General features: G+C 40.1%; 16 protein-coding genes and 1 pseudogene. 8 read left to right on the plus strand and 9 right to left on the minus strand.

The genetic code is table 11. From position 1 onward, the window contains the following. Positions 1-46 precede the first annotated feature (46 nt). Entirely contained in the window at positions 47-1,540 is a 1,494-nt protein-coding gene (locus IEW26_RS24585; protein WP_188594283.1) for a class I adenylate-forming enzyme family protein, read from the minus strand. Beyond that, positions 1,537-1,776 carry a phosphopantetheine-binding protein gene (locus IEW26_RS24590; protein ID WP_188594284.1) on the minus strand — a complete coding sequence of 80 codons (240 nt, stop codon included), beginning with the start codon at positions 1,774-1,776 and terminating at the stop codon, positions 1,537-1,539. The genes IEW26_RS24585 and IEW26_RS24590 overlap by 4 nt, the downstream gene beginning before the upstream one ends. 228 nt (positions 1,777-2,004) lie before the next feature. Here IEW26_RS24590 and IEW26_RS30870 point away from each other — a divergent pair. Both IEW26_RS30870 and IEW26_RS24595 read left to right on the plus strand, forming a co-directional pair. Beyond that, positions 2,005-2,158, plus strand: a pseudogene (locus IEW26_RS30870) (IS256 family transposase); the annotation flags it as partial. 438 nt (positions 2,159-2,596) lie between these two features. Further along, a complete protein-coding gene (locus IEW26_RS24595; RefSeq protein WP_188594352.1) occupies positions 2,597-3,934 on the plus strand; it encodes an MFS transporter in 1,338 nt (445 codons plus the stop codon). Positions 3,935-4,672: 738 nt separating this feature from the next. On the opposite strand, the gene IEW26_RS24605 is transcribed toward IEW26_RS24595, so the two are convergent. From IEW26_RS24605 to IEW26_RS24630, 6 genes are all read right to left on the minus strand, one after another. Then, complete coding sequence (locus IEW26_RS24605; RefSeq protein WP_188594286.1) at positions 4,673-6,403, minus strand: recombinase family protein; 1,731 nt, start codon at positions 6,401-6,403, stop codon at positions 4,673-4,675. Between the two features lie 74 nt (positions 6,404-6,477). Next, complete coding sequence (locus tag IEW26_RS24610; protein WP_074093518.1) at positions 6,478-6,624, minus strand: SHOCT domain-containing protein; 147 nt, start codon at positions 6,622-6,624, stop codon at positions 6,478-6,480. A 1,024-nt stretch (positions 6,625-7,648) separates the two neighbouring features. Then, positions 7,649-8,914 (minus strand): Wadjet anti-phage system protein JetD domain-containing protein, encoded by a 1,266-nt coding sequence (locus IEW26_RS24615; protein ID WP_188594287.1) that lies wholly within the window; start codon positions 8,912-8,914, stop codon positions 7,649-7,651. Between the two features lie 27 nt (positions 8,915-8,941). Further along, on the minus strand, positions 8,942-12,454 hold the full coding sequence (locus tag IEW26_RS24620) for an ATP-binding protein (protein WP_188594288.1): 3,513 nt from the start codon (positions 12,452-12,454) through the stop codon (positions 8,942-8,944). Next, positions 12,423-13,031: a DUF4194 domain-containing protein gene (locus IEW26_RS24625; RefSeq protein WP_188594289.1), complete on the minus strand. Its 609-nt coding sequence runs from the start codon at positions 13,029-13,031 to the stop codon at positions 12,423-12,425. Before IEW26_RS24625 ends, IEW26_RS24620 begins: the two co-directional genes overlap by 32 nt. Further along, a complete protein-coding gene (locus IEW26_RS24630; protein WP_188594290.1) occupies positions 13,028-14,461 on the minus strand; it encodes a Wadjet anti-phage system protein JetA family protein in 1,434 nt (477 codons plus the stop codon). The genes IEW26_RS24625 and IEW26_RS24630 overlap by 4 nt, the downstream gene beginning before the upstream one ends. Before the next feature lie 274 nt (positions 14,462-14,735). On the opposite strand from IEW26_RS24630, the gene IEW26_RS24635 reads away from it, so the two are divergent. The 6 genes from IEW26_RS24635 to IEW26_RS24660 all read left to right on the plus strand — a co-directional run bounded on the left by IEW26_RS24635 (position 14,736) and on the right by IEW26_RS24660 (position 24,558). After that, complete coding sequence (locus IEW26_RS24635; RefSeq protein WP_142546877.1) at positions 14,736-15,104, plus strand: hypothetical protein; 369 nt, start codon at positions 14,736-14,738, stop codon at positions 15,102-15,104. Positions 15,105-15,262: 158 nt separating this feature from the next. Next, a complete protein-coding gene (locus tag IEW26_RS24640; RefSeq protein ID WP_229730016.1) occupies positions 15,263-16,921 on the plus strand; it encodes a hypothetical protein in 1,659 nt (552 codons plus the stop codon). A gap of 762 nt (positions 16,922-17,683) precedes the next feature. After that, entirely contained in the window at positions 17,684-19,324 is a 1,641-nt protein-coding gene (locus IEW26_RS24645) for a site-specific DNA-methyltransferase (RefSeq protein WP_188594291.1), read from the plus strand. A 4-nt stretch (positions 19,325-19,328) separates the two neighbouring features. Beyond that, entirely contained in the window at positions 19,329-21,524 is a 2,196-nt protein-coding gene (locus IEW26_RS24650) for a DEAD/DEAH box helicase family protein (protein ID WP_188594292.1), read from the plus strand. Between the two features lie 11 nt (positions 21,525-21,535). Beyond that, entirely contained in the window at positions 21,536-22,225 is a 690-nt protein-coding gene (locus tag IEW26_RS24655) for a hypothetical protein (RefSeq protein WP_188594293.1), read from the plus strand. Then, positions 22,222-24,558 (plus strand): DEAD/DEAH box helicase, encoded by a 2,337-nt coding sequence (locus IEW26_RS24660; RefSeq protein ID WP_188594294.1) that lies wholly within the window; start codon positions 22,222-22,224, stop codon positions 24,556-24,558. The genes IEW26_RS24655 and IEW26_RS24660 overlap by 4 nt, the downstream gene beginning before the upstream one ends. Positions 24,559-24,924: 366 nt before the next feature. Here the strand turns inward: IEW26_RS24660 and IEW26_RS24665 are convergent, their stop codons facing one another. Next, positions 24,925-26,400, minus strand: coding sequence for a hypothetical protein (locus IEW26_RS24665; RefSeq protein ID WP_188594295.1), 1,476 nt, complete (start codon positions 26,398-26,400; stop codon positions 24,925-24,927). Between the last annotated feature and the right edge of the window lie 137 nt (positions 26,401-26,537).

The following is a 26,537-nucleotide window of genomic DNA, read 5'->3' on the forward strand; positions in this document are numbered from 1 at the left end:
TTCGTTCACCCCTGATTATTTGGTTAATTGGCTTAAGGATCCCGAATCAGTATATCTCATTTAGCAATAAGCGCTTCGTGCTTGCCCTGTCCAGTTTTCCTGTTTTGGTTTTTGGAATGTCATCGATAATCCTCCATTGTCTAGGCACTTTATATGATGACAAATGTAAGTTGCAATGTTGTGTCAGTGCATCTATATCAATCAGGCATTCATTATAAACTTTCAGAAATGCGACGGGTACTTCGCCTAACAGATCATCGTGTACCCCAACAACCATGACCTCCTCCACTTCTTTCAAGCCGTACAGAAATTCCTCGATTTCTTCCGGATAGATATTGATACCGCCGGATATAATGATATTCTTCTTTCGGCCTGTCAGTATGAGACACCCTGATTCATTCCAAAATCCCAGATCTCCTGTCTTTAACCAACCCTCAACAATGGTAGCGTTCGTTAACTCCGGGTTTTTGTAATAACCGAGCATCACATTCGGTCCTTTGACCCAAATTTCTCCGATCGCTGCTCCTTCAATCTCATTCTCTTCTTCGTCAACAAGACGAACAGAAACGTCATTGATGGGTGTTCCACAGGATAAGCTGCGCTCTCCCCGTCCCATCATGCTCACCCGCGGAGAAGCTTCGGTCAATCCATAGGTTTGAATAATGTCAGCGTGAGGAAATACAGTCTGAAGATGGTCTACTAATTTTGCAGGAATCGCCGCACCGCTAATTACAATAAATTCAATGGAATCAAAGGCACTCCAGTTCTTGGTCTGATGGAAATCGGAAACAAAGTGCATCAATTGCGTAGGCACCGCTGAGAATGCCGTGACCGCCTTATTCTGAAACAGTTTAAACGCGGTGCGCGGCAGCATGGGCAAGCTGATAAGTTTAATTCGGGTTCCATATAACATGCAAGAAATCAATTGCGTGACAATCGTAGAACTGAAATGAACGGGCATCGTTACCAGAAACGAATCCTGATCCGTATACCCCACCTTTTCGCCATGTGCCAACGCATTCGTTAATACATTCCAATGGGATAACATAACGATTTTAGATTTTCCGGTTGTGCCCGATGTAGGAAGGAGAATCGCACATTGATCGGGATCGGACTGATTGGTTATCGAGATCGATTCAAACGAAGGCTTTGGTTCTTGCGATAAATCCTGAGCTTTAACCCAAGGAATGTCGCAATTTAAATGCGCAGGCTGTACATATTTACTGATAACCAGTTTGGCGTCACTGGCATTTAAAATATTTTCAATTTCAGTATTGGATGCCGAATAAGGAACCGGTACGAGCACATAACCGCAGAATTGAATACCCAGCGCCGCAAAAATGAACAAGGGCTCATTATTTGTGTATAATGCAAGATGACTTCCGGACTCAAGCTCAAAGTTTTTGCGGATATATAGAGCAATCAAATAAGCTTCTGTCATCACATCTGTGTAAGTCCATTGCTGCTTCAGATCTTCAAGGATAATATGATTTTGGCGATCAGAGGCCTCCAGAAATAGACGCTGAATGATCGTCATCATAGCGTTTTCTCAGTCAAATAATTAAGGATTAATCCAGGCGTGGAGAAATTCTCAAATAACAGATCTTCATCAGGGATCGAGATGTTAAACTTCGATTCCATTAAAACAATAAGCTTGATGAAGCCTGCTGAATCGATCCCTTGGTCCAACAAACGGGTATCGTGGTCTTCCGGATACTCGATGTCCAGCTCAGCAAAAATTTCATTTTTCAAGATCAATTCCATTGATTTAGACATCATGTTTCCCCCGTTAGATAATCTTTAGAAAAAGGCTGATTAAAGAGGATCGTATACGTGATGAGCAAGTGAAAGTGATTGTGAAGAAGAATATGTTCATAACGATGTAGAAGGTGAATTTGCACTGAAAGAGTTGTTTACAGAGTTGTATGCAGAGATGCTGCAATTCATGTTGGAGGCGGAGTATGACACGATGCAGGACATAAAAGGCTTGACGCGAAGAGTACAACGACGGAAATACTTGAGGGTTACCATCGTCAACATCGCAAAACCTAAAGAAAAAAGCATTTTCCCAAGCAATGAAGCGTTGCTGAAAATGCTTTACAAAACTAAGAGGAATGCCACTCGTAAATGGACAGGGCGTGTACAATACTGGGACTAATCCCCCCATCACCTCTCCATTTTCTTCCTCGACGGGATCGAACTATATTGCGTAAAGTTGTGCTTCAAGAGCGTTTACACTAGTAGATTTACAGCACCAAGCGATTGATATATTAAATATAATTACATATATGCCAATTGTCAACAGTTTCGAAAAAGCCCGTTGATGCCCTCTTTAATTCGTCATCAGGCTGTTTCTCAGCCTTCCTAGATGTTAGGCATAAATCAATGACCTTATTGTAGAATAAACGCCCCGCAAAATGAAAAATGTCCCGTATCGCTATGATCGAATCACTAAAAGGGTTGGAATAGCTATCCCAACTTTGAGGGATTGAAGAGAGATGGCGTAAATCGCTATAATTCAGACATTGGATTAAAGATGATCTAGATAGCGGCAGGGGTGCCGAAAAGGAGGATGCATATGAATAACCACACATCAATGGCTCCGAAACGGCAAAAAAGCCGCTCTGACAGAGTAAATGAGTATGTAAAATCGCCGGAGAAGCAGAAGAAGCTGTATAAAAAAACGTTATGGCTTGTTGTTGTCTCACAAATATTCGGAGGAGCGGGGCTGGCTGCCGGGCTTACTGTTGGAGCACTGCTTGCGCAGGATATGCTAGGCAGCGACAGCCTTTCCGGTCTTCCCGCAGCTTTGTTTACGCTAGGCTCTGCGGCGGCGGCGCTTATGGTGGGAAGGCTGTCACAACGATTTGGACGCAGAGTCGGGCTGGCTACCGGATTTATAGCGGGTGGAGCTGGAGCGACTGGCGTTGTGTTGGCCGCGCTTTGGGATCAAATAGCGCTGCTATTTGTGTCGCTGTTGATTTATGGAGCGGGCACAGCAACCAATCTGCAAGCCCGGTACGCGGGTACAGACCTGGCGCTGCCGAATCAGCGGGCCAAAGCAATCAGTACAGCGCTGGTGTTTACGACGATTGGCGCGGTGGCAGGTCCCAATCTGGTAGAGCCGACCGGTCACATGGCGACCTCCATCGGCCTTCCTGCTTTGTCGGGGCCGTTTATTCTAGCTGCGGCAGCCTATTTGATAGCGGGCCTGGTACTGCTGCTGTTTCTTCGTCCTGATCCATTTATCGTTGCCAAGGCGATTGACGAAGAGAAAAGCTTGAATAAAGGGGCGCAGGTGAAAGACGGCAAAAGTCTTCAGGCGAAGGTAGACGCAAGCCGCCCCGAGAGCTCTCATAACCGAAAGGGACTTATTGTGGGGGCAACGGTTATGGTGCTTACCCAAATCGTAATGGTGGGGATCATGGTCATGACGCCCGTACATATGAAGCAGCATGGCCATGGGCTTGGAGATGCAGGTCTGGTGATTGGCATTCATATCGCATTCATGTATTTGCCTTCCCTGCTGACTGGCGTGCTGGTGGATAAGCTTGGCCGTACCTTTATGTCCTATGCATCAGGCGTAACGCTGCTGCTGGCAGGTTTGACCGCGGCTTTTGCACCAGGTGAATCCATGGGCTTGCTTATTGTAGCGTTGGCGCTTCTCGGCCTAGGCTGGAACTTTGGACTAATTAGCGGAACAGCAGCCATTATCGACTCCACAACGCCGAAGGTTCGCGCGAAGACACAAGGCACGGTTGATGTGCTGATTGCGCTGGCCGGCGCATCCGGCGGCGCTTTGTCAGGCATGGTTATGGCTGGCGTTGGCTATTCCATGCTTTCTCTTGCAGGAGGATTGATGTCCTTGCTGCTTATTCCGGTGGTGGCCTGGTCATGGAGGAAAAATTCAACCTCTCATTCTGAAAAGGGGTGATGCTTTTTCAACCTTTTACAGAGCCGCTGTAGTGTCCTCCATAATCTGATTGCTCAAGAACAAAAACATGACCAGAATGGGCGAAAGCTGATGATCGGCGTTGCTTCATTGGAGCCCGATCCGTCGCATATTGGCCGACAAAATTTTGCCGTCCACCGTCAACATTTCCAGAGAATCCAAGCTGGTAAGATATCGATAACGCATTGTAATATAAAATTGTAAACCCGCTGAAAATAAATAACATATGACCATAACCGATTCGTGTAGAATGAAAGTCCCTCAATCACCATTTACACATTTCGAGTTACCATAATAATAAAAGTAAAAAAAGGAAAATAAAGTACAGTTTCCATCTCGTACGTGGAGCAGATTTACAATTAGCTACAGAAAATCAACCTGAAATTGAAATTGACAAGTTGAAAACTCGAAAGAGAAAAGCACGAGACAAAAATCTGGATGGTAACATGACAGATGAGGAATATAACGAATACGTTTCTGAAACTAATGTAAGACTGAATGATTTAATAGAAAAGAAATGCAACATTGAAGAGTCTTTGAAAAACAACAATAATACTTTGGCGTTCACCGAATTAAAACAGCTCCTCAAAGAATTTATGTCCTTCAAGAAGTTGACTCCAGAGATCTTGCACCGACTAATTAATCGAATTGGAATTAAAGCAGAAGGGTTCGAGAATCTGTACAAATTCTCGAACCCTTCTGCTTATTCTTTAATCCTCCCTAACCAACATCGCCACCGACTCCACATGTGTCGTTCACAGCAAGGGAAGGCAATTCCCCCCTTTCATTTACGTAGGATTTTTTTTGCTTGAACATCTTACTTTCGACGGTATTTGTGAAGCCCGTTTTATAAATGAACTTCAGCTTGTGTGGTTCTGGCTGTGTAGGATCAGCAAAGTCTCCTATAATAACCTTCTCAACAATGCTTTCGAAAACATTACGGTCAAAGGCAGAAAGCACTTCATGCTTTTGCAGCACCTTTCTCAAATGCTCCAATCTCTTTTCCAAATCAATTTCCTGCCGCGAGCCTTTTTCTAGCTGAGTCTGCTCAGCTAAAAGCTTATTGAGTTGCGCTTCCAGTTCCCCATACCGGCTCTCATACGTAGCTCGATCTATTTTTTCATCCAAGCAAAGGTCAATGAGCTTACAACGCTTTTGCTCCAATAGCTTGATTTCATTTTTCACTTTATTTAGTTGCCGAATATGGTTCTGATTATTAAGAACAGTTTCCATATTTCCCATCAACTCATCTAATACATCCGTATGATTACTGCACAATCTCCGATAAGATTCAAGAAAAGCACCTTCGATTACATTTTCAAATAGAGCCTTGCTATGAGTACAATACTTCCTGCCCTTTTTCGTTGCGGTCACGCATTGCCAGATTACCTTTGTATGATTCGTTCCACTATGCCAGTTTCTCCTGGATAAGTTACTCCCACAAAACGCGCACTCCAGCTTGCTGCTAAAAGCAAACTGTCGGCTATATTTATTACGTTTTCCCTTTTCTACACCTCTTAATCTTGCTCCTCTTCGATGCAGGATAGCCTGAGCCTTTTCAAAAATCTCTTCACTGACTATTGCCTCGTGGTGATTTCTTATATAAAATTGATCTTCCTCGCCGTAATTCTCCAGCCTTCTTTTTGAAATCGGATCAACTGTAAAGGTCTTGCCTTGAAGCAAATCGCCCTTATATTTTTCATTTTTAACAATACCGAGAATCGCACCATCCTGCCAAATACTTCGACCTGCCCGTGTTTTATGACCCGCGGCGGTTAATTCCTTAGCAATCATATGAGCCCCATAGCCAGCTATGTAACGCTCGAATATATAACGAACGATCTCCGCTTCCTTCTCATTTACAGATATTTTCTTCGTTTGAACATCATAATCATAACCCAGGCAGCTTTGAAATCCAACAAGCTCGCCACGCTTCATTTTCATCTTCAAGCCCTTTTTAACGTTGGAGGAAATATTTTCAACCTCTTGCTGTGCCACTGAGCTTAAAATAACTAATAACAATTCGCCGTCCATTGTCATCGTATTGATATTCTCATCCTCAAAAAACACAGCTACATTCTGCTCCTTGAGCATTCGCACATATTTGAGTGTATCTAGCGTATTTCTAGCGAATCGGGATATAGACTTTGTGATAACCATATCAATTTTTCCATTCATGCAATCATCAATCATTCGCTGGAAGTTCTCACGCTTGTTGACCTGTGTTCCCGTGACTGCTTCATCTGCATAAATATCAACAAGCTGCCAATCTCCTCGTTTGTTCACAAGCTCAGTATAATAGGCAACCTGTGATTTATAGCTACTAAGCTGCTCCTCCGTATCTGTACTTACTCTTGCATATGGGGCTACTCTTAAAATATCAGAACTCCCACCAGCTTTTCGGTCAGATATTTTTCGGCTGGCCTTAATCACTTCTACTTCATATGCCATTGTTATTCCTCCCTCAGCGCTTATTATCTCGGAATTAGTATAATAAGACTGGGTGTAATCAACAATTGTGCGAATCAGGTTGTCAGGTCAGAAATCACACCGTAGTCCTTCATGATTTTGCTTTTGAGCGCACGAAACTCCTGCTCGGTAATTAGAGATATGGATAATAACTGCTTGAGCATAGCAATTTGCATGCTGTATCGGATCAGATTGTGCTTCATACAATACCTCCCAATAAAGCAGATTAAGAAAATCATTATTAAAGGGTTTTGTTCACGATAAACACATAGTTTGCTACAAGTTTAAATGAAAGGGGCATGCGAATGCCCCTTCTCCTCTGTTTTAGTTTGACGATTTACTTATCCAGCGAACGATGGTTAGTCATTCTCATAGGTAGCTAACCTCTCCCAGGTTCTCTGCGAGCTGCCCCCATTGCGATAAGCTGTGGCTGGACAGAAGTATCATTATAGCTTCGCATGAATCGTCGCCTTAAATGGAACCACCATTTATTTACTGCATGGCAAAATCGCTTGCATCCTAATAATTCAAGATGATTATGGCGCACCTGCAGACTGGCTTTCTCCTTTTGGAGCACGCGAAGAAAGTGCTGGATAAGATTAGTTTTTTGTTTTCAAAGTACGATGAGGTTTGTCCCTCTACCTATCATTTCAATTCTCAATCAAAATCGGACCCTCATAAATATAAAAATCTGCTGTACGGACCTGAGGAGTTTATTCTCCGAGAATATTTCAGCTTATAGGTTCAAACAGATGCCGCTATGAAAAATTAAATCATCTTAAATTTGATTGATTTAATAACAATGTAGAACAAAATTAGGGATGACGAAGATACATTGGATAAACTTCAGAAGATTTTTGGTGAAGTTTGTGAACTCATCAGTGAGTGTATAAGACGCGAGGATTAGGCATTAGACTGGCTCAGTATTCCTACGTTTTAATTAAGTTAAGCCCTCAAGATTAAATATCTTGAAGGCTTGTACACTAACAGTAGATTGAGAATCTTATTACCTATCATTGTTTAGTCCTTTTGAAAATATGAAACGAATTCTATGAATATTCAGCAAAAATATAAAAAAATATCAGAACGGAAGAGTGAATGCTGGTTAATATTTTCAATCTTGTTCCCTTTTCGGGTCCCCTTTTTCATTAAAACCAACTGAATTGGCCCTATCTTCTGTCCAACGATGCAGCACAACCCGCTTGAAGTTTGTAAGAAATCTATATCTCAGTCTATGATACATTCCTGCTCAAGACGAATCCTCCGCTTTATCATGGTTTCCAGTACCGGAAGCCAATCCGCATATTGTGGTTCACTCAACGCATGAAGTAGCTGATTAGCATAATCTTCACTGACCGGCGCTGCTTGTGATTCGTACTGGAGTAACGTATTCACTCCCATCCGATAAGGTCGAAGCTCGGAGAAAAAATTGGATTGAATCCACTTGAAAATTCGGATTCCCCCAAGGTCGATATCACCCCAGTGGAGCAGTTCTGGCGGATTTGACGCTTCATTCACTACCTGACTCAGCTTTCGGAGAAAGCTTTGCAAGACACGATTTGGGTACCCTCCTGTGTAGATGACAAGAACCTCACCAGCACGAACCGAAGGCTGCTCTAGATAATGATGATAGCTTGTCCAATTCTCAATGGTAAGAATTTGACGAGCAGGCATAAAGAAATCCGTTATCATATCAATCGTCTCACCGGAAAGCCCAAGACCGCCCGGAAATGCGCTAGTGTCAACCTGCTTGCCGCTGCGGGTTCGAAAGGCAAGTGAGCCGCATAAAAAGACACTTTGAGGATTACGAGTAAGACCAAGCCAATCCAACCATTCCTCTTCCGTCTCTCGCTGCTCACCGGATGCCTGCTTTGCCAGAGAAATCAGCCGTTTAAGCGTCTGACGTTCCAGATGCTTCGTATCTCGAAATAACCGCTGGCTAAAGATGCGAATTGGCACTGCACGATCACCAAGCAGTGGCAATTCGTTTAACGTGTGAACTAGATCAACCGTTCCTTGCACATCATCTGGATCGAGGCGAACAGCCTTGCCTTGCGCCAATGCATCGTCCATTTCCTGTCGCCACTTTTGAACCCAACGCCACGGATGAGAACTCAACGGAATCAGAGAAGCCCGCAGTTGCTCCAATTTGGTGCGCAAAGGAGTACGACCGGAAATTCGGTAAGCCTCCTCTACAGCTTGCCATTGCAAATATACTTTCTCTATTTCGTCCGAACGATATTTAGCCATTGTAAGTTGAACTACATCTTCCTGCTCTAACTCAAATAGCCTTTCGTTCATCCAATGACGCTTTCGAAAGTCCATCTCATCGTTATAATCACGAGCAAAAGGACTTTTCCCAATCGTGAGTTGGGGCCGCATTTTTCCAGGAATACCTGTAACAAATGATTGGCTTTGTTCATATTTGCTCAGAAGCAAGGTCAGCAAGTCCTTGCCAAATTTTTGCTTATAACTTATTTCGTTTGCTTCCATACACAAGTCTTACCTCCTGCTAACAATTCAAAACAAGGTGCCTTGCCTTCCGTGGCGTTCACTATCAAAAGTAGGACTCTCTGTACTTTCACCTAACTTTGACGATAATGAGTCCGTATCGGAGATTTGTTCTTCCGTTGGGTTAACTGACTTTTCAATTGTTTCAATATTATGAAATGCGGGGCTCGTCTCTGCTTCATCTGGAGCCCAACGGTCAATCATATCAACAAAGCATTGATAGTCATGCTTGCTGACAAACAGCGTAGTCGTCACTTCAGGTGCCATATGCTGCATTTTCTCGTCTGGAACAGCGGCTACCAATTGCAGTCCCATTTGCTTAATTAGCCGCAAACTGGATTGAATACGCTGTTCGTCCATTTTGTTGAACGCTTCATCGAAGACAACCAGGCGAGAGCTTTTGTTTGAATACAAATGATGAAAGGAAGCTAGGATCGCAATATAAAAAGGAGTCTGTGTCTCACCGCCGGATTTCTCTTTAAGCACTTGAGAGAACCTGTAACGCCCCCCACTGCTTGAAGAAACCATGATGTCAAAGTCCAGGTATTGTCGGTAGTCCGCATACTCTTCCATCTGCCCGGCCTCTCCACGCACCAGCATTTCGAACAATTCATGTAGCACTGCAGTCCGATCATTTTCCGGCAAGTCAAATAGAGAACCTTTCTCCATCAAAAGTGGGTCCATTACTGCCTCATAAAATTTCTTGTACCGTTCGCTCGGCGAAACCTCGAAGTGATACTTGTCGTCAGAAAAAGGGAAGTTCCGCAGGGCAAAGTTCAATTGTTGGAATTCACGCCGCGCCATCTCAATTGCTTCCCGCAGCTTAAATACGAAATGAGACTTAAACTCCTCCTCGGACTCAGCAAGCGCCTCTGCAACTTTTTCCTGATATTGTGGAATGTTAAGATGCTCAATTGTATCGAGCAAACGATCATAGGCATCATTCTCGGAATCGTTCGCATCACCACTGAAAGCATGATCAACATTGTACTTTTGTCTGAGTTTGGCTACATCGTTGAATTGGTCATCACGCTTGGTCTGTATTCCCTTAGAGCTACGTTCCCAGTTTTGCAACTTTTGAAACGTACTGACTGTAGTTGATCGCTCCGCTTCCTCATAACGCTGCTTGGCCCGCTGCTCACTCTCAGCCCCATGCTCACCCATCCATTGCTCAAGGATTTCTTCAGCATCTCGCACTTTATTCTGCTGAACAAACAAGATTCCCGCAAGCTGCTTACATTCGGCTTCAACCGTTCCTTTATCCTCCAAGAATTCTCCCCATTTTTCCGTCCATTGCTTCTCCACCTCACGCCAATGCTCATACTCAGCTTTAAGGCGTTCAGTTTCAGCAAGATTGAGTCCTTCCCATTCTAGTTGCACTTGTTCCTGACGATACCTGCAAGCTTCCAGTTCTCGCGGCAATGTGAGGTGAGACGATAAGCTATTATACACGGCATCCTTGTCCCGGAGTCGATCCATCCACTCACGGAAACCAGTCGCCAATTCCCTTAGCCTTAAAACTGTTTCCCTAACCTCTTGAAGCTCCAACTTGCGAATTTCCAATTGGTGCGCGATTGCCTTGGTTCCAATATAAGGGATTTCATAGTACTTTTTCGGAATTTGTCTGGCCACAAGATTATTGTATACCATGCAGCTACGCGTAACGGCCGTACGATGCCGTCGCAACTCCTGCTCATCCTTGGCTTTCATCACCCTGCCTAGCAGATGCTCCACACGAGCCCGCACTACAGGATGCTCAGCAATAAGCTCATAAGCCAGCGAGCCCTCCTCTGCTGTGCCTAGATATTTCCTTTCTTTTTCAGTATCAACAAGACCTACACCTTCGAGCTTTCGCGTCCATTTCTCTCGCTCATAGATACCAAGGGCCTCGGCGAAGCATTCCGGTTCTACCAGTAGATCAAATCGTTGCGTATTCAGATAACCTTCCAGTGCATCTCGCCAGCCTTCGTCAACAAGCTCTGCTTCCTCACAAAAAATCCAAACCGCAGAACGTCCCCTTAATTGCTCCTCCAACAATGCCTTCAACTGTCTGACCGGTTCAGAATAGCTCCGCCTCTTCTGTTCTAGATCACGGATAATATTCTCCAGTTCAGTTGCCTGTTCCTCCGCCGCATTCAGTGTTTCCAGTAAACGAGCTTCTCCAAGTAAGAGCCGATCATACCAACCAGACCGGGCTTCACCAATTTCATCTAATCTGGATTCCCATATTTCATCATCCAATTCTTGTGCATTACCTTTGTCTACAATCGCCAGCAATCCCGCAAGATGCTCCGTATATTGCCCAATCCGCTCCTGCTCTCCTATTTCCCATGACCAATATTCTCCATCCGTCCAGGTGGAGAAGTTCCCCAGCAATTGTCTCTCCCGATCAAGCTTGGCGCAGTAAATGGATAATAAATTCTCCATATCTACACGTTTCGTCTCAAGCTCCCGTATCTCCCTCTCCAGTTCCTGCTTGCGTTTTTCATCTGCATGATTCTGCCAACGCTGGTAAGCAAGCTGAGACTGCTCACGCGCCTCGTTCAACTTAACCTCTGCCAATCCAACACTTTCCAGTAGGCGACCCAAATTTCCCTCTGCTTGATGTTTTAAACGCTCCTGTTGCTCCAGATTCTCTGTTTCATACAACACTTTTATTTTTCGAATAACATAGTCTTGCTCTTTAATTGTTTCTTTAAGCCGGGCATACTCCTGATAGCTATCTCGAATGCCCTGCAACTGCAATTTTCGCTTCTGCAGCAATTCAAGCTCCTGCCTGTAGCGCTCATGAATCTCGAAATTCTGCTTCATCAAGTCCAGTTGCAACTCGCGTTTGTCCAGAATGTAGTCATAAACAAACGTCCGAATATTCCGGATCGGCTTAAACGATAGTGCTTTGGTGAATATATGGAAAAATCGATCCTGCAGTTGACCCAATCTTGCCAACAATGCCTTCTGATAGTTAGACTTGTTACGCTCAAATAGGGCCCGCCTCTTTGAGCCCTGCCTCACACCAAGCTGCAGATCTCCTTCTCCAAGTCCAGTCCCAACACCGTCTCCATATCGTCGTTTAAACGCTTCCCGATTCAGCAACTGCCCTTGCTGATTAATAAAGTCAAGCTGATCCAACTTGCATGCATCCAATATAAAATACTCTTCCTCATACGAACGGTCGCGGTATACGTCAATAGCTGCACCAATAACAAACGATTCCTTCTTGTCCTCGTCACGGAACTCAGCAATAATGTAAGTCGTAAAATCCCCGTCCCGAACGTACGAGCGCTCATCACTGCCAATCTTGCCCATCAGGTAATTCTCAAAACTTCGCTTCGCCTCATCGTGAGCCGCAGCGTTGAAGCGGATAAGTCGCTGATCAACTACAAACAGTACCTGAAGAGCGTCTATAATCGTCGATTTACCGGCGGCATTTTGTCCTGTAATTAATGTCTGTCGGCCAAATTCCATAGTTACATCCTTGAAGTAGTGCCAGTTAATCAACCGGAGCCGTGTCATCCATTTCATCCAGTAATCCTCCTTCCTCTGCGGCGTCGTAGCGTTCCAGTCTTTCCGTAAGTTGGGCGATCTCATCAGCCTGAACAACATACATCCAGGTATGGTACAGTTTGAACCGGGCATCGTCCGCTCGATGATCCTCATCCATCGCTTCGAGCAATTGAAACTGTGCACACAACCGAATAAGCTTGTCCAGCGCTGTTCGTCCCACCCATTCAATCCGAAACGTCTCAAACTTACTACGAATTTCATGCAACGTCACCATCGGATAATCAGCTAACGACAAGCCTTGTCGCTTCTCCTCATACAGAAGCCGCAGCACAAGTAGCCAAAGGGTCTGTTCCCTATCCAGCCGCCTGCGGAGCCGTCCATCCGGAAGGTGGAGAAAGACGCATTCATGACGTTCATCAACTGTTAGTTCCCAACCGAGAAATTGAAAGTAGGCTTCAAATGCCTGACTATGACGTCGTATGATGGCATAAGCTTCACGATCCTTGTCTCTAACCAGCAGATTGACCTCGAATAACCGATTCAATACATGACGAACCTTGGCTTGCTCAGATTCACTCAATTCGTCAAACATCATCTTTTCGAGCCTCCTTTCTTCTTAACAATTGTATGGTTATCGAAGCGATATCCGCCAATCGTTAGAATATTACGGCCATCGCTTCGCTGAATCAGGAAGTTCGAGCCTCCATCTGATCCATACAAATAAATATAGCCCAGCATAATGAACTGCTCCGCATTCTCGGGTGCGAGTTCCGCCATCTCCATCTCTGCACGCTCACCCAAACGATTTGTTATGTAATCATCTACCTTCTTTCGGGTAATCGCCTTGCGCATTCGTTCTAGGTTTTTGTTTCGTAATTCCTCCAATAGATGATCAGGCATCTCCACAGCTACATGCACATCAGGTTGATGAGGCGCCCGCTTACGCCGTGGTGGCAATAAGGATTGTTCAGAAAGAGCGCGGGTCTGGCGCAGCACAAACAACGACTCTGTACCATCCATTGATAAGTCTTTGCTCAGCCGTTCAATTAAACGTGCAAGCTGCTGATCTATGCCTTCATTCTGCTGACTCAAATAGCGAGCACGATCATAAGAGGAACGCAAGTATTGATTGTGCCGCACATCAATTTGGTAAAACAACTCATCCAGCCCGTTGAACGTTTCATCAATGAAAAAGAGTGCCTGCTTCACAGCCTGTCCAGCCTCATCTACCGAAGTGTACAATCCACTCTTCACCCCATCGAGTGCAGCCTCTTCCAATTGCTGTCGATCTAGCAGCCATTGCTGTACCGTATTTAGAATTTGCATTCGATAACGGGCAACATGATCGGACGTCTTCAGCCGATGATAACTCTTGTCAATAATTTGCGTTTTATAATGGTCAAAATGATGATCCAGCACATCTTGTATTGACGTCTTCTGAACAACCTGTTCCATCAAGTGCTTCATATTGTTGTAAAGCGCCACAAGCTCCTGTCGAAACTGTCCACTTACTTCAGCCGCACTCATAACGGCCGAACAAGGCTGTAGCCGGGCTCCTTCTCCGGTCAGCGATTGGTAGACCAAAAATGCAAATCGCTGGTACTCAACCGTCCTCGCATCGCACAGCTCTTTTAACACACCAATCAGCCGACTGGCATAGTGGGGCAATACAATGAACCGCTCGAATTGAGCTCGCGTCTCCACATCGATCCACTTTCGCTCTTCCAGTCGCCGCAACATTGTATTCGCTTGAGCCCTCGTCAGGTCTTCCATGTTAATCTGTCTCAAATCGTCACTGCGCTCACTCTCCTCGTCTTCCGTATCCAATACAGCAATATCCTCACCCAATTCGCGCCGGGTATCCAGCATTTCCTGCAGCAAATCCCGCATGACGTTAAAACGAATGCCGAAGCGCTCTGTCTGTGCCTGTTCATACAGCAGCAACAGAGCCTCAGCATAGATTTGCTTATTAGAGCCCACAAGCAGCGTAAACAGTCGATCCGGAATAATGTCGAACAATTTCATACTCGTCACACATTCCCTTGTTAGTATAGAATTCCTTGCGCCGATAGGCTTATTAATATACTGCCTTATGCCATCTCCAGTCATCGACGCATTTTTATAAATTTCGACAGTAATGGCATCATATCCTTTAATCTATTGTTGCTTCAGAATAGAGGTTACGTATAATCAAATTTTCAAAAACAACTACCCGGCACACTACTATGTAGTATGATAAAGGTGAAAATAATGATATTAAATCTGGAAGAAAAACGCCCTGCTAAAGGAGGTGAAACGTATGGCTAAGTATTCGGATGAAGAGATCAGAGGCATGTCCAAAATTACCATTAAAATTGCAGCAGATTACCTGGGTATATCCCCAAACATGCTGACACTCGGCATGAGAAATGACTTGTTGCCCATTGGTTTTGCAATTCGTAATGAAGATCGATATAGGGAGAGTTGGTCTTATACCATCGTACCGGAACGGCTTATTGCCTATAATCACGGCAAGATCAATGCAATTCAGGTGGAGAATATTGAAAAAAACTTGAATACGATCATTAATCAATTCGAAGAAATGAAACGGGACCTGGTTTTTCTATTAAGCGAAAACGAGGGATTGGAGGGATCAAACAATTCGACGCACTCCTTGCACCGCAGGTAAATCACACACTACAGGGTAAACACACTGCAATTGACTTTCATGATGATAAAGAAGCAGTTCAACAAGTCGCACAAGAAGAGCAACCAACTAGAATTGAACCTGCAGTTGTTCCCATCATTGAAGTAAGCTCGTCAAGTGAAGGAGAGGAGGGAAGCGCTTTGCCTGAGTATTCGAATATTGAAATGACTCGAAAGCAATTATACGATGAAATCTGGGAAATATCGGTCGCCGGAGTGGCCAAAAAATACAACCTCCCTTATACCCACCTTATGAAACAGATTAAAGACGCGGGCATTCCGATTCCTCCGTCTGGATACTGGACGAAGCTCAATTTTAACAAGCCTGTAACCAAGCTTGAATTACCGGAGCCGGCAGACGAAATCATTTTGTTATCCAACTCCCGACCTTCTACTTCTAAAAAGAAGCGGCAAAGCTTAACGATTGAAAGCTACAGCAAAGACGAGTTGGAAGCAGGCATCGCAGAAGCATCAACAGCACTCGAAGCTCCTACATTACCAGGGGAAGAGCAGGCTCCCTTCCCTTCTACAACAATTAAGGATGATGCCAGCGAGGTCGCTCAAACAATTGACCTACCAGAAACGTATGAGCAATCCGGACAAACCTTCAATATTTATGACAGAGAGCTTCTATACAATGAAATATGGTTGGCTCCCGTAACCGAAATAGCTAAACGGTATGCTGTCTCGGATGTCACAATCCGCAAGGTATGCCAGTCGTTGGATATCCCCACGCCTCCAGTTGGGTATTGGGCCAAGCTTCGAGCAGGCAAGCCAGTGCCCCGTACTCCGTTACCTATAACCAACAAGCCTACTAAAAAATCAGGGGTACGAACCGGAACAGATTACAGTCCATCACTTGAGAAAGAGACACTCAGCTTTTTAAATGAAGAAGATAGAAGTGTTGTTCTTTCTATTGCAACGCAAATCAGACTGCCCAATGAGAATGCCAAAATGCATCCGACAATTGTAGCCCACCGAAAATCAGTCATTGATTGGAAGAGAAAACATAGGGAGCAAGAAAGCAAAGGTTATAATAGAAGAGCTATGGATACTCCTCTGTTTCTTGCCGACACGGTTTCTGAAGAATCCTTGCCTAGGGTGTTGCATCTCTTTGATGCGCTAATCAAAGCCATGGAGCCGCTCGAATGCTCCCTAACTAGCGATTTAAAATTTGTTGTCAACGGTGAAACCGTCTCTGTCTCGGTAACAGAAGCAAAGGACGAAATCCAGCATATTCCTACGAAAGAAGAAAATATACAACTACTAAAGTATGAAGAAGACAAGCGCCGCAATTCCTGGGCGTCAAAACCAAAAATCAGAAAGTATGACTATGTTTACAATGGCCGACTAACCGTTTCGATTAATAGCTCAAAAAGTTTCCGTGATTGTAAATCATACGTCATTGAAGATCGTCTTGGTGATCTCATGATTTCATTGTATGAGGCTTCCGATATACTCAGGCAAGAGCGCGAGGCTCGAGAAGAAGCCAAACGTAAGCGTCAGGAAGAGGAACGTCGAAGAGAGGAACGCCGTCAACGTGTAAATGAAGAGGTTGACCAAACACTTATACTGGAAAATTTATCGGAGGACTACGATACTGCCTGCAAAATAAGACGCTACATTGCGGCAGTTGAGGTATCTGAAAACCTTGATCCCAAGACAAAAGATTGGATAACATGGGCAAAAGCCAAGGCAGACTGGTATGACCCAACGATTGCCCGGGAAGACGAGTTTTTCGGGAAACGCGATCACCAAAAGAACGCTGACCAAAAGAAGCTTGAGCGTAGATGGTGGTAATGAACGGGAAAAGCAAGTGCCTGCGTGTCTTCAGGTCTTCTTGCTTTTCCAAGAGAAAGATACGATTTCGCATGCTTAAATCGCATCCGGTCACCATAAATTCACGTATTTTTTTACCATGTCCTGCGAGACATATGCTAAAATGTCCTGTAAATTGTAAGTATCACCTTCATGTATAATATACAACTCGGCAAAGGTATGTTGTATATTATTCGGCCTAGAACTCACTCCCTTAATCCCCGCGGCTTTCAACTTTAGCCAATGACTCCTTTACATCAACCTGACTCATTTTAGGCTTAGTCAGCTAACCAACCTACACATGCTCAGCAGGATTATGCACAATCCTGCCTTCGTTTTGTAATAACTTAACAATTCATTTTATGGTTTCGATCGGGTATACTCCATCTTTTCAACCATTACCATAATGTAATTTGTAGATAGTCCATAGAGACCACATAAAATTTTGGCTCCTACTCTTCGGAAATATAACCGAACTCTTTAATGCTACAATATTCAATCAGAATCGAACAATCCTATAACTATTGATTACTGATTTGTTTTTTAAATCAGAAATTGCTGTTCTATATGCAATATAAAACTACCTACTAATTTTTGGAGCAGTAGATCTTATTGAGCATTAGCGAAATATGAAGTATGATATACAATAGGAAATAATTCCTAATTGGTGTTACCAATGAAGTATACTTCAACTTTGAAATTGAGTAGTTCTCAAGTTTGTAACAATGGAATGGAGATAATGAAATGAGTACAAATACATCAAAACAAAAACGTGAGGACTTACTTAATAAAATTAATCATATTCGCAACTTTATATCCAAATCAACACAGGATTCAAATACAGACGAGCTGTTCACTTATTTAAATGATTTAGAAAAAGAATTGACTAATAAAAAATTCGGATTAGTTTTTGAAGAGCACTCGGAGTTAATTGACAAGATACTGGCTGCTCATTCACCTGTTTTAGTTGAAGATAAGGACTTACTTATTAATAATAATCCTCAGATGAACTTTTTAATAGAAGGAGACAATTTGGCGAGCCTTAAGTTATTGTTGAAGACTCACAAGGAAAAAGTTGATTTGGTTTATATTGATCCACCATATAATACACTAAAAGAAGGATTTACTTACTCTGATACTTTAGTTGATAAAAATGATACATATAGGCACTCTAAATGGTCTTCTTTTATGTACAGACGTTTAGAGATTGCAAGGAAACTTTTATCATCCCAAGGGGCAATATTTATTTCTATTGATGATAATGAGGTTGCTGCTCTTAGACTTTTATGTGACGAGATATTCGGATACCAAAATTTTATTGCTAATATAGTTTGGGAAAAAAAATATTCACCACAAAATGATGCAAAGTGGTTATCCGATAGCCATGATCACATACTAGTATATGCCAAAAACAAAGAGAAGTGGCGCCCAAACCTTTTAAAGCGCACAGCAGAAATGGATAAACGATATAAAAATCCAGATAATGATCCACGAGGGCCTTGGAAAGCAGCCGACTTTTCAGCTAAAACATACAGCCCTACTGGTGATTATTTAATCACAACTCCAAGCGGAAGAATAGTATCTCCTCCAAGTAGTAGAAGTTGGATTACAAATGAACAACGCTTTAAAGATTTAGTTGCTGATAACAGAATTTGGTTTGGGAAAAATGGAAACAATGTTCCAGCTCAAAAAAAATTCTTGTCCGAGGTCCAACAAGGTAGTGTTTCTAAAACAATATGGTTTAGAACAGAAGTGGGAGACAACCAAGTTGGTGTTCAAGAGTTAAAGAAAATATTTGAAGGTAAAGGAGTCTTCACCAATCCCAAGCCTGTAAGTCTACTTGAACGTATCATTGAAATTGCCTCACAACCCACTAGTTGTATTTTAGATTTTTTTGCTGGAAGCGGCACAACTGGACACGCTGTCTTAAAATACAATCAAGAACACAAAGATAGCAACCGTAGCTTTATCCTATGTACCAATAATGAAAATAACATTTGCAAAGAAATAACGTATGAGCGTATTAAACGCGTTATTTGCAAAGAAGAATTTTATGCAAGCCTAAAATACTATAAAGTTGATTATATTCCTACCTCAGAGCGTCTTTACTACGAATACGCCGATGAACTACTTCTTCATACTCGTGAATTAGTGGAATTAGAGAATGGAATAAACCTTATTAACAACTCTGAAATCGGGATTGTTCTCACTGAAGAAGAACTACAATTATATATCAAAAATACTAATAATCTCTCTAAATGCAGAAGGCTGTATATGGGGCATAACCTTTTACCAACTGCGGAACAAGAATCGCTATTTAAAGAGAATAACATTGAAGTTAATATTGTCCCTGACTACTATTATAGGGATTTGCAGGAGAGATGAGAAAATGGAATTAAGAGAATTTCAATTAACCGCTGTAAAAGAATTGTTTGAAGCTATGGAAAAATCGGCTCAAGAAATTATTTTGAAAAGTCCTACTGGTAGTGGGAAAACAATTATTCTGACATATTTCATGCAACAATACATGCTCTCCTATCCGAATACAGTATTTATATGGCTTACACCAGGTAAGGGTTCACTTGAAGAACAAAGCAAAGCAAAAATGGATAGGTACATTCATATGTCTCAAACAAAATTGCTTCCCGATGTTATGACAAGTGGATTTGACGAGAACGATTCTTGCTTTATAAATTGGGAAAAACTAAACAAAAAAGGAAATAACGCCCTCAAGGAGAGCGAGCGAACCAACTTTATTGAACATATAAATCGCGCTCTAAAAAATGGACTTCGTTTTGTAATCGTAGTAGATGAGAGCCATCAAAATAATACTGTAAAAGCAGATGAAATTATTCAATACTTCCATACAAAAAAAATCATCCGCTGTTCTGCGACCCCCAGAGGCATTGCAGGAGCAGAGATAATTGACATTCCTGAAGAAGAAGTTATTGTAGCAGGATTAATTAAAAAAATGCTAGTAATAAATGAAAACTTCGAACAAATTATACAAACAGAAAATCAAATAAATTATCTACTTGAAAGAGCATGTGCTAAGCATCGAGAGATACGTTCAGCTTTACTACAAAATGATATACAAGTTAATCCACTCATTATTATACAGTTGCCAAATAACTCTGATCTTCTACAAAATACGGTCGAACAATGGTTTGAAAAAAAGGGATGGACTTATGAAAATGGCCAACTCGCAGTTTGGTTGTCCAATCAACACGAAAACTTAGAAAAAATAGAAGAACTAGACTCCCCTGCCTCAGCTATAATAATTAAGCAGGCTGTTGCTACAGGATGGGACTGTCCCCGCGCACAAATTCTTGTTAAGCTTCGAGATAATATGGATGAAACTTTTGAAATTCAAACAATTGGACGAATACGCCGAATGGCTGAAGCAAAACACTATGGAATTGAATTGCTTGATAGTTGTTATCTTTACACGTTTGATGAAAAATTTACAGAAGGAGTCAAGCTTAGCATGGGAAAGGGTGCACTAGATGCCAGTACCCTTTTTCTAAAAAAAGATTATGTAAATATTAGCCTTACATCTGAGCATAGAACAATGGTAACAGATCATCGTGATCCTCAAAAAGCACTTCTCGCCATTGCCAAATATTTTGAACACACTATTAAAACGGGTACGAACAGAACAGAAAATACATTATTACTTAGAACAGCTGGTTTCGTGATTAGTGATGATATATACCGCCATACATATTCAGGTGAAACTGCTACTATTAATAAAGCTGCAGTATCCGACATGAATAAGATAGCTGTGACCGAAAAATTAAACACTCATACACATGGTCGCGAATACCATCAGAAAATTGGTAAGTTAGGTATGGAAATAGGGATGGGATACAGCTATATGAATACAATTATTCGTAGGCTGTTCGAGAAAAATTCAAATTACAATAGAAAAATTTTAAATTTAGATTTGAAACAAGTCTATTCCTTTGTTATTAATAATACAGAAAGACTACGACATATAATTCGAGAGGCAATGGCCATGGAGATTGCACAAATGCAACTGCAGTTCGATGCTAACCAAGTCTCAAAAAATATATTTAAAATTCCTCAAACATGTTTATTTACCTATGATAAATTATCTAAAGGTCAAATTGAAATGAAAAAAAATGTGTATTCTGGATATCTCTCCTCTGCTGAACCACGATCATCCGGTGAGAGAATATTCGAGAAATTTTGTGAACAAGTCTCAAGTATTGAGTGGATATATAAAAATGGAGATAAGGGAAGTGAATATTTATCAATTGTATACAACGATAACTCCGGAAAACAAAGAAATTTCTTTCCTGACTATATTATTTGTGTACAAGGTGAAATATGGATTATTGAAACAAAAGGTGGATTTGATAGAAAAGGTAATAGTCAAGACATTGATATTTTTTCACCGAAGAAATTTGAAGTATTAAAGAATTACTTAGAACGTTACAATCTTAAAGGTGGATTTGTACGTTATGATAATAAGAGTAATGAGCTATGTATCTGTACAGAAAAATATAGTGACAACGTAGACAGCAGTGAATGGCAACTTCTCAGTAATGTAATTTTGTGAGGTGCTTAGGATTGAAAGTTGTTGACTTTAAACAATTACCTGCGACAGGTAAAGCAACTGTACATTTTATTAGAATTGATCCAGAGGATTTGCAAGAAACATTAGGAAATATTCTTCATACTTTAATGGATATGTCATGGCTTAAAAAATTTGATGAGTCCTTTATGCAAAAAAGCTTCGAGAATCGTGCTATGAAGACACTCGACGATATAAAAAGAAAATTTGATAGCCCACAAGTTGATAAAGTTGCCAGTGATGCCGCTGAATACGTCATTTCAGAGCTAGCCAGAAAATCATTAGTAGATAAATTAAACTATCTTAACATTCCATTAGCAGAGTTACTTGGAAAAAAAGTTTCCGGGAATCCTGGATTTGATTTCCATAGTCAGAACGGTACTACTGATACTGTGATCTTTGGAGAGGCTAAATATGTAGCAAGGCAAAGTGGCTATCAGAGTGCTTTATCACAGGTTGTAAGATTTGTAAATGATCGCAAAGATATAGACGATGTAGGAGATCTAAAACAATTTTGTACTCCTGTTGCTTTACAGAGAGTCATTGATGGAAATAAGGGATTTGCTATAGCATTCTCAGCAAAAAGAACAAAGACACCAGCACTAATTAAAACAATAACTACACATCAAAACTTTCTTGATTTGTTATGTTACGATGAAGTTATATTGATAGCGGTGAATCTATGAATACTATTTTTGATCAAGGTAATTTAATTTCGAAAATAAGAGATGGAAAAGAAATGGATAAAATTTCGTCATATGTTCGAATTAATCTCTTCGAAGAAGGTCCTATTGATACTGTTGTTCTTGAAATCCTATCATATTTCAAATTATTTCAACCTAAGTATTTTCGTACTTTTGAAAATGAAGTTATTGAGAGTATGGGTTTATTTTTCAAAGCATTGAAGCCTGATACATTACGTGGTGCACTTTTTGATTTATACAACCAATATATAATAGAACAATTTGGAGAGAACTACACTCCTATGCAAGCAAATATTATTAAGCAGATAAGAACTAATCAGTTCATTAGTTTTTCTGCACCTACAAGTACAGGGAAATCATTTGTATTTCGAAACCTGATTAAAATGGCCTCCCATGATGTGGTTGTTATAGTACCTTCAAGAGCATTAATAAATGAATACTATGATAAAGTACGGGAGATTGTTGATATTAAAAAAGTAAATATTCTTACTTTTGTAGATAGAATTAATATAAAACATTCATTAAGAAATGTATTTATTCTTACACCAGAACGAGCTAGGGATTTATTTAAAAATAGAGAGTGGTTAAATATTGATTTTGTTTTGTTTGATGAGGCACAACTTAGTGATGAGAGGTCTGTACGTGGACTTTATTTCGATAGTATTGTGCGTCGGATTCTAAAAACATTCCCTAATACAAAATGTATTTTTGCTCATCCCTTTATAACTAATCCTGAAGCTCAATTTAAGAAAAACGAAATAGACTTAGAAGAAACCTCTTTTGCGCATCAATATCAACAAAAAAATGTTGGGCAAATTTTTTTTGTTAACGATACCTTAACCAATAAATTCTATCATATAGGTACAAATAAAGAAATTATGGGCAAACATAAGTTAGAGTCCAATTTTGATCCTATCGAAAAAGCAATAAAAAATGGTGGAAGTGTTTTAATCTATGTCTCAAAAAAACATATTTATGATAAAACAATCTACACCCATTTCAATAAATATATTAACATGTGCTTGCCAATTCAAGACGCTGATGGTTTAAAGATGATAGAGTCATTACGAGAGTATATCGGAGCCTCAAAAAAGGATAAGCAATTCTACAATTCTGAAATGTTAGAAAAGCTATCCTGTGGCATAGTTATTCATCATGGATCTATGCCTTTAACTGCACGTCTTATATTAGAGCAATTCACACAAAAGGGGTTTTGCCGGATTTGTTTTGCCACTTCAACATTAGAGCAAGGTATTAATATGCCCTTTGATGTTGTTTATCTTGATAGATTTGAATCAAGCTCATCACTTTCTGTGAAAAACCTCATTGGACGTGCGGGGCGCTCTACTTCAAAACAAGTATTTGATTATGGGAGTGTAATTGTCCATAAATCTGCAATAACCTCATTAAGAAAAGTATTAATGAAGAAGGAGCCTCTTTCTGAAATATCACATTTAGATATTCAAGAAGATGGATTTGATAAAAAGTATAATGAGTTTAAAGAAGCAATTAAAAATGATACATTTTCTGATGAATATAATCTAACTGAAGCTGATGTTGAAAAGCTTCGATCGGAAGAAGTAACAATGATAATCCCTATTCTACTTGATATGCTATTTCAAAATAATGATATTATTACAACTAACACTGAGGAAGTAGATTTGAAAGAAGTTTATCAAGATTTTCATAAACTCTATGAATACTACCTTGGTCGTGATTTAGAGGCTGGAGAAAAGCTTGTTTTAAGTAATGCAATCAAAATAATGTTATGGAGAATACGCGGCAGAACCTTTAAAAGTATATGTCAATTCCGTTATGCTTATGCGTCACGCTCTACAGAGAGAAGAGAACTCTATAGAATCGGGGATAACAAAATGGCGGAAGAATTAGCTGCTAAATATATGTGTGGTTATCATGACATCCCAGATAAGAATTTAAAAAAATACCCTCTCTTTGACAGTAATGTAAAAGCTAAAGATGTTGACTACGATCTTATTGTGTACGACACATATGATTATTTGGATAAGTTAATAGGATTTAAGTTGAGCGATATATATTATGCAATTTTTTTTCAGTTCTACTTAGAACATAAAGATGATCGTGCACTCCAACTTGCGAAATATTTGAAATACGGTACAAATAGTATTGATGAGATTTGGATGCTTCGATATGGATTAACTTTTGACGACATTGAATGGGCGAAGAAATGCATTTCTTCCATTGATGAGAATGAAATTGTTTTCAACAAAAACATATATGAATTAGAAAAAGAACAACTAAAGGTAATAGAACAATTCATTCATGCAACTAATTGATTAAAGCCTCTTATACTTATATAAACTTATGCAAGAAATTAGCAACAGTGATTTTAGTGTATAAGTAGTATAATCCGATTGTTAAGAGAATTGAGAAAAGAGCCCTAGAACTACCTCTGAGGCTCTTTTCTATTCAGAAAAAACATTGATTTCTGGAACACTCTATGACTATGAATGGTCACCTATAAATTATTCAAACTTCTCATTGCAGAAGAAAGGGGTACTTACTAACAACTAATTGAACTAATTTTGTATACCTCAGCAAATTAATTTGATTTTTAAAAACCACTTCATTCACAGTCAGTTATATTAACACAGGAAATAAATTCTCATTAAACAAATAATTCGAGATTGAAATGATATTTTTTATAATTCTTGTTTTTTTAATTTTTCTTCAAATTCAACCCAGTCCATATAATAGTAATCTTGAGACTTATTAGCATAGAAAAAATAGTTGGGTTTTGTTGTAAGTAAAATGCTTCTGACAAACCTAATTTCATAAGTACATAAAAAGAAATCATTCATAATTTTTTTAATATTTCCTTTTACATATTCTTGTCTTAGCAGAACCTTTTGTTCTGTACCTTCACGTTTCACTTTAGAAATTTCCGAACTCAAATCACCTTGTCTACTCACCATCATTTGATAATTTTTGTACTCAACTAAAAACAAGATTTTAGTTTTTCTTGAGTAGAACATCACATCAATATCACCTAATGACCTACTGCATTCTTCAGATTCTGTGTAATGCTTTATTTCAACTCTAGGTATTTTCAGACTTTTCTTTTTTTCTAAAGGAACAATGTAGCCGGCACTCCTTAACACGTCCGCTACCTTATATGTCATTAGGCAGTTATATTTTGCTAGAATTTCTTCATTTTTGTTCAAGTTAAAGTAATATTTGCTTAGATTTTCATATTGTCCCCACACGTTAAAGTCTTCGATTATCGTTTGTGCATCGAGCATAATTTTTTTTGATATATAAATGTATCGTGAAGTCGCATAAGTAAAAAATAATTCATTTTCGATTTCGAAAGGGTTAGTACAATTGCTAACCTCAAAAGTATTCAGAAAAATCCTAAATCGTTCATCTAAAACTTCAAAATCATTACGACAAATAATTACTATATCGTCCTCTGGCAAACTTAAATTGAACCGCTTTATAATATTGTCCCATGACGTATCATAACTAATTTGCTCAATAGTTATAAACCGATCTTTAATACTCTCAAGTGACTTTTTTTTAAGTGAATCAACATCTAATTTCCTACTATTTAAGTATGCTTGCAAGTCATTGGATTGAATTACATATGAATGCATATCTCCAACTCTGTTAGAAACCTCCCTTACCCTATCAAAATATTCTTCCACAGATACGTTATCAGTGTACATAGTATTATAAAAATGCTGGTTAACTAAGAGTGTGTATACACAATTAACTACTTCATTTAAAACCTCATATTCATTAGTATTAACATGAACACCATTTATCCCAATTCCGATCATATTTTTCTTTACTAAGAAAAATAAAATGTTACAGATTTTAAATTTTTCTGTCCAAAAGTCCATGTCTTCATACATTTTCCCTTTTGTAACAGCTCGATACACAAATAAAGAAATAGACAGAGCTTCAATATTTTTTATTTTTGAAATTTGAGAAAGAATATATTTTTCAATTTTTTTGATGCTCTCATTATAGTTTTCTTTACTCATAATTTTTTTTGTGGAAGATGGAATACTGAAATTATTAACTGTCGTATGTCTGTTTGGGATAATTCTATCAAAAAATTTACAATAATTTTCTATATGGTCAGCAAGTTTAAAATCGAATTTGTTCTTCAATTAGATCTCCCTAGATATGAACTATTTACCTAAAAAGTATGATTAGCCCTTTACATTAGTATAACAGAAATCACCCTCTACTTAGAAAGAAAATAAAGTTTGGCTTCATAACGACATTTATAGACCATTCGATTCGC

It is taken from the genome of Paenibacillus silvae (assembly GCF_014639235.1).
Classification (GTDB): domain Bacteria; phylum Bacillota; class Bacilli; order Paenibacillales; family Paenibacillaceae; genus Paenibacillus; species Paenibacillus silvae.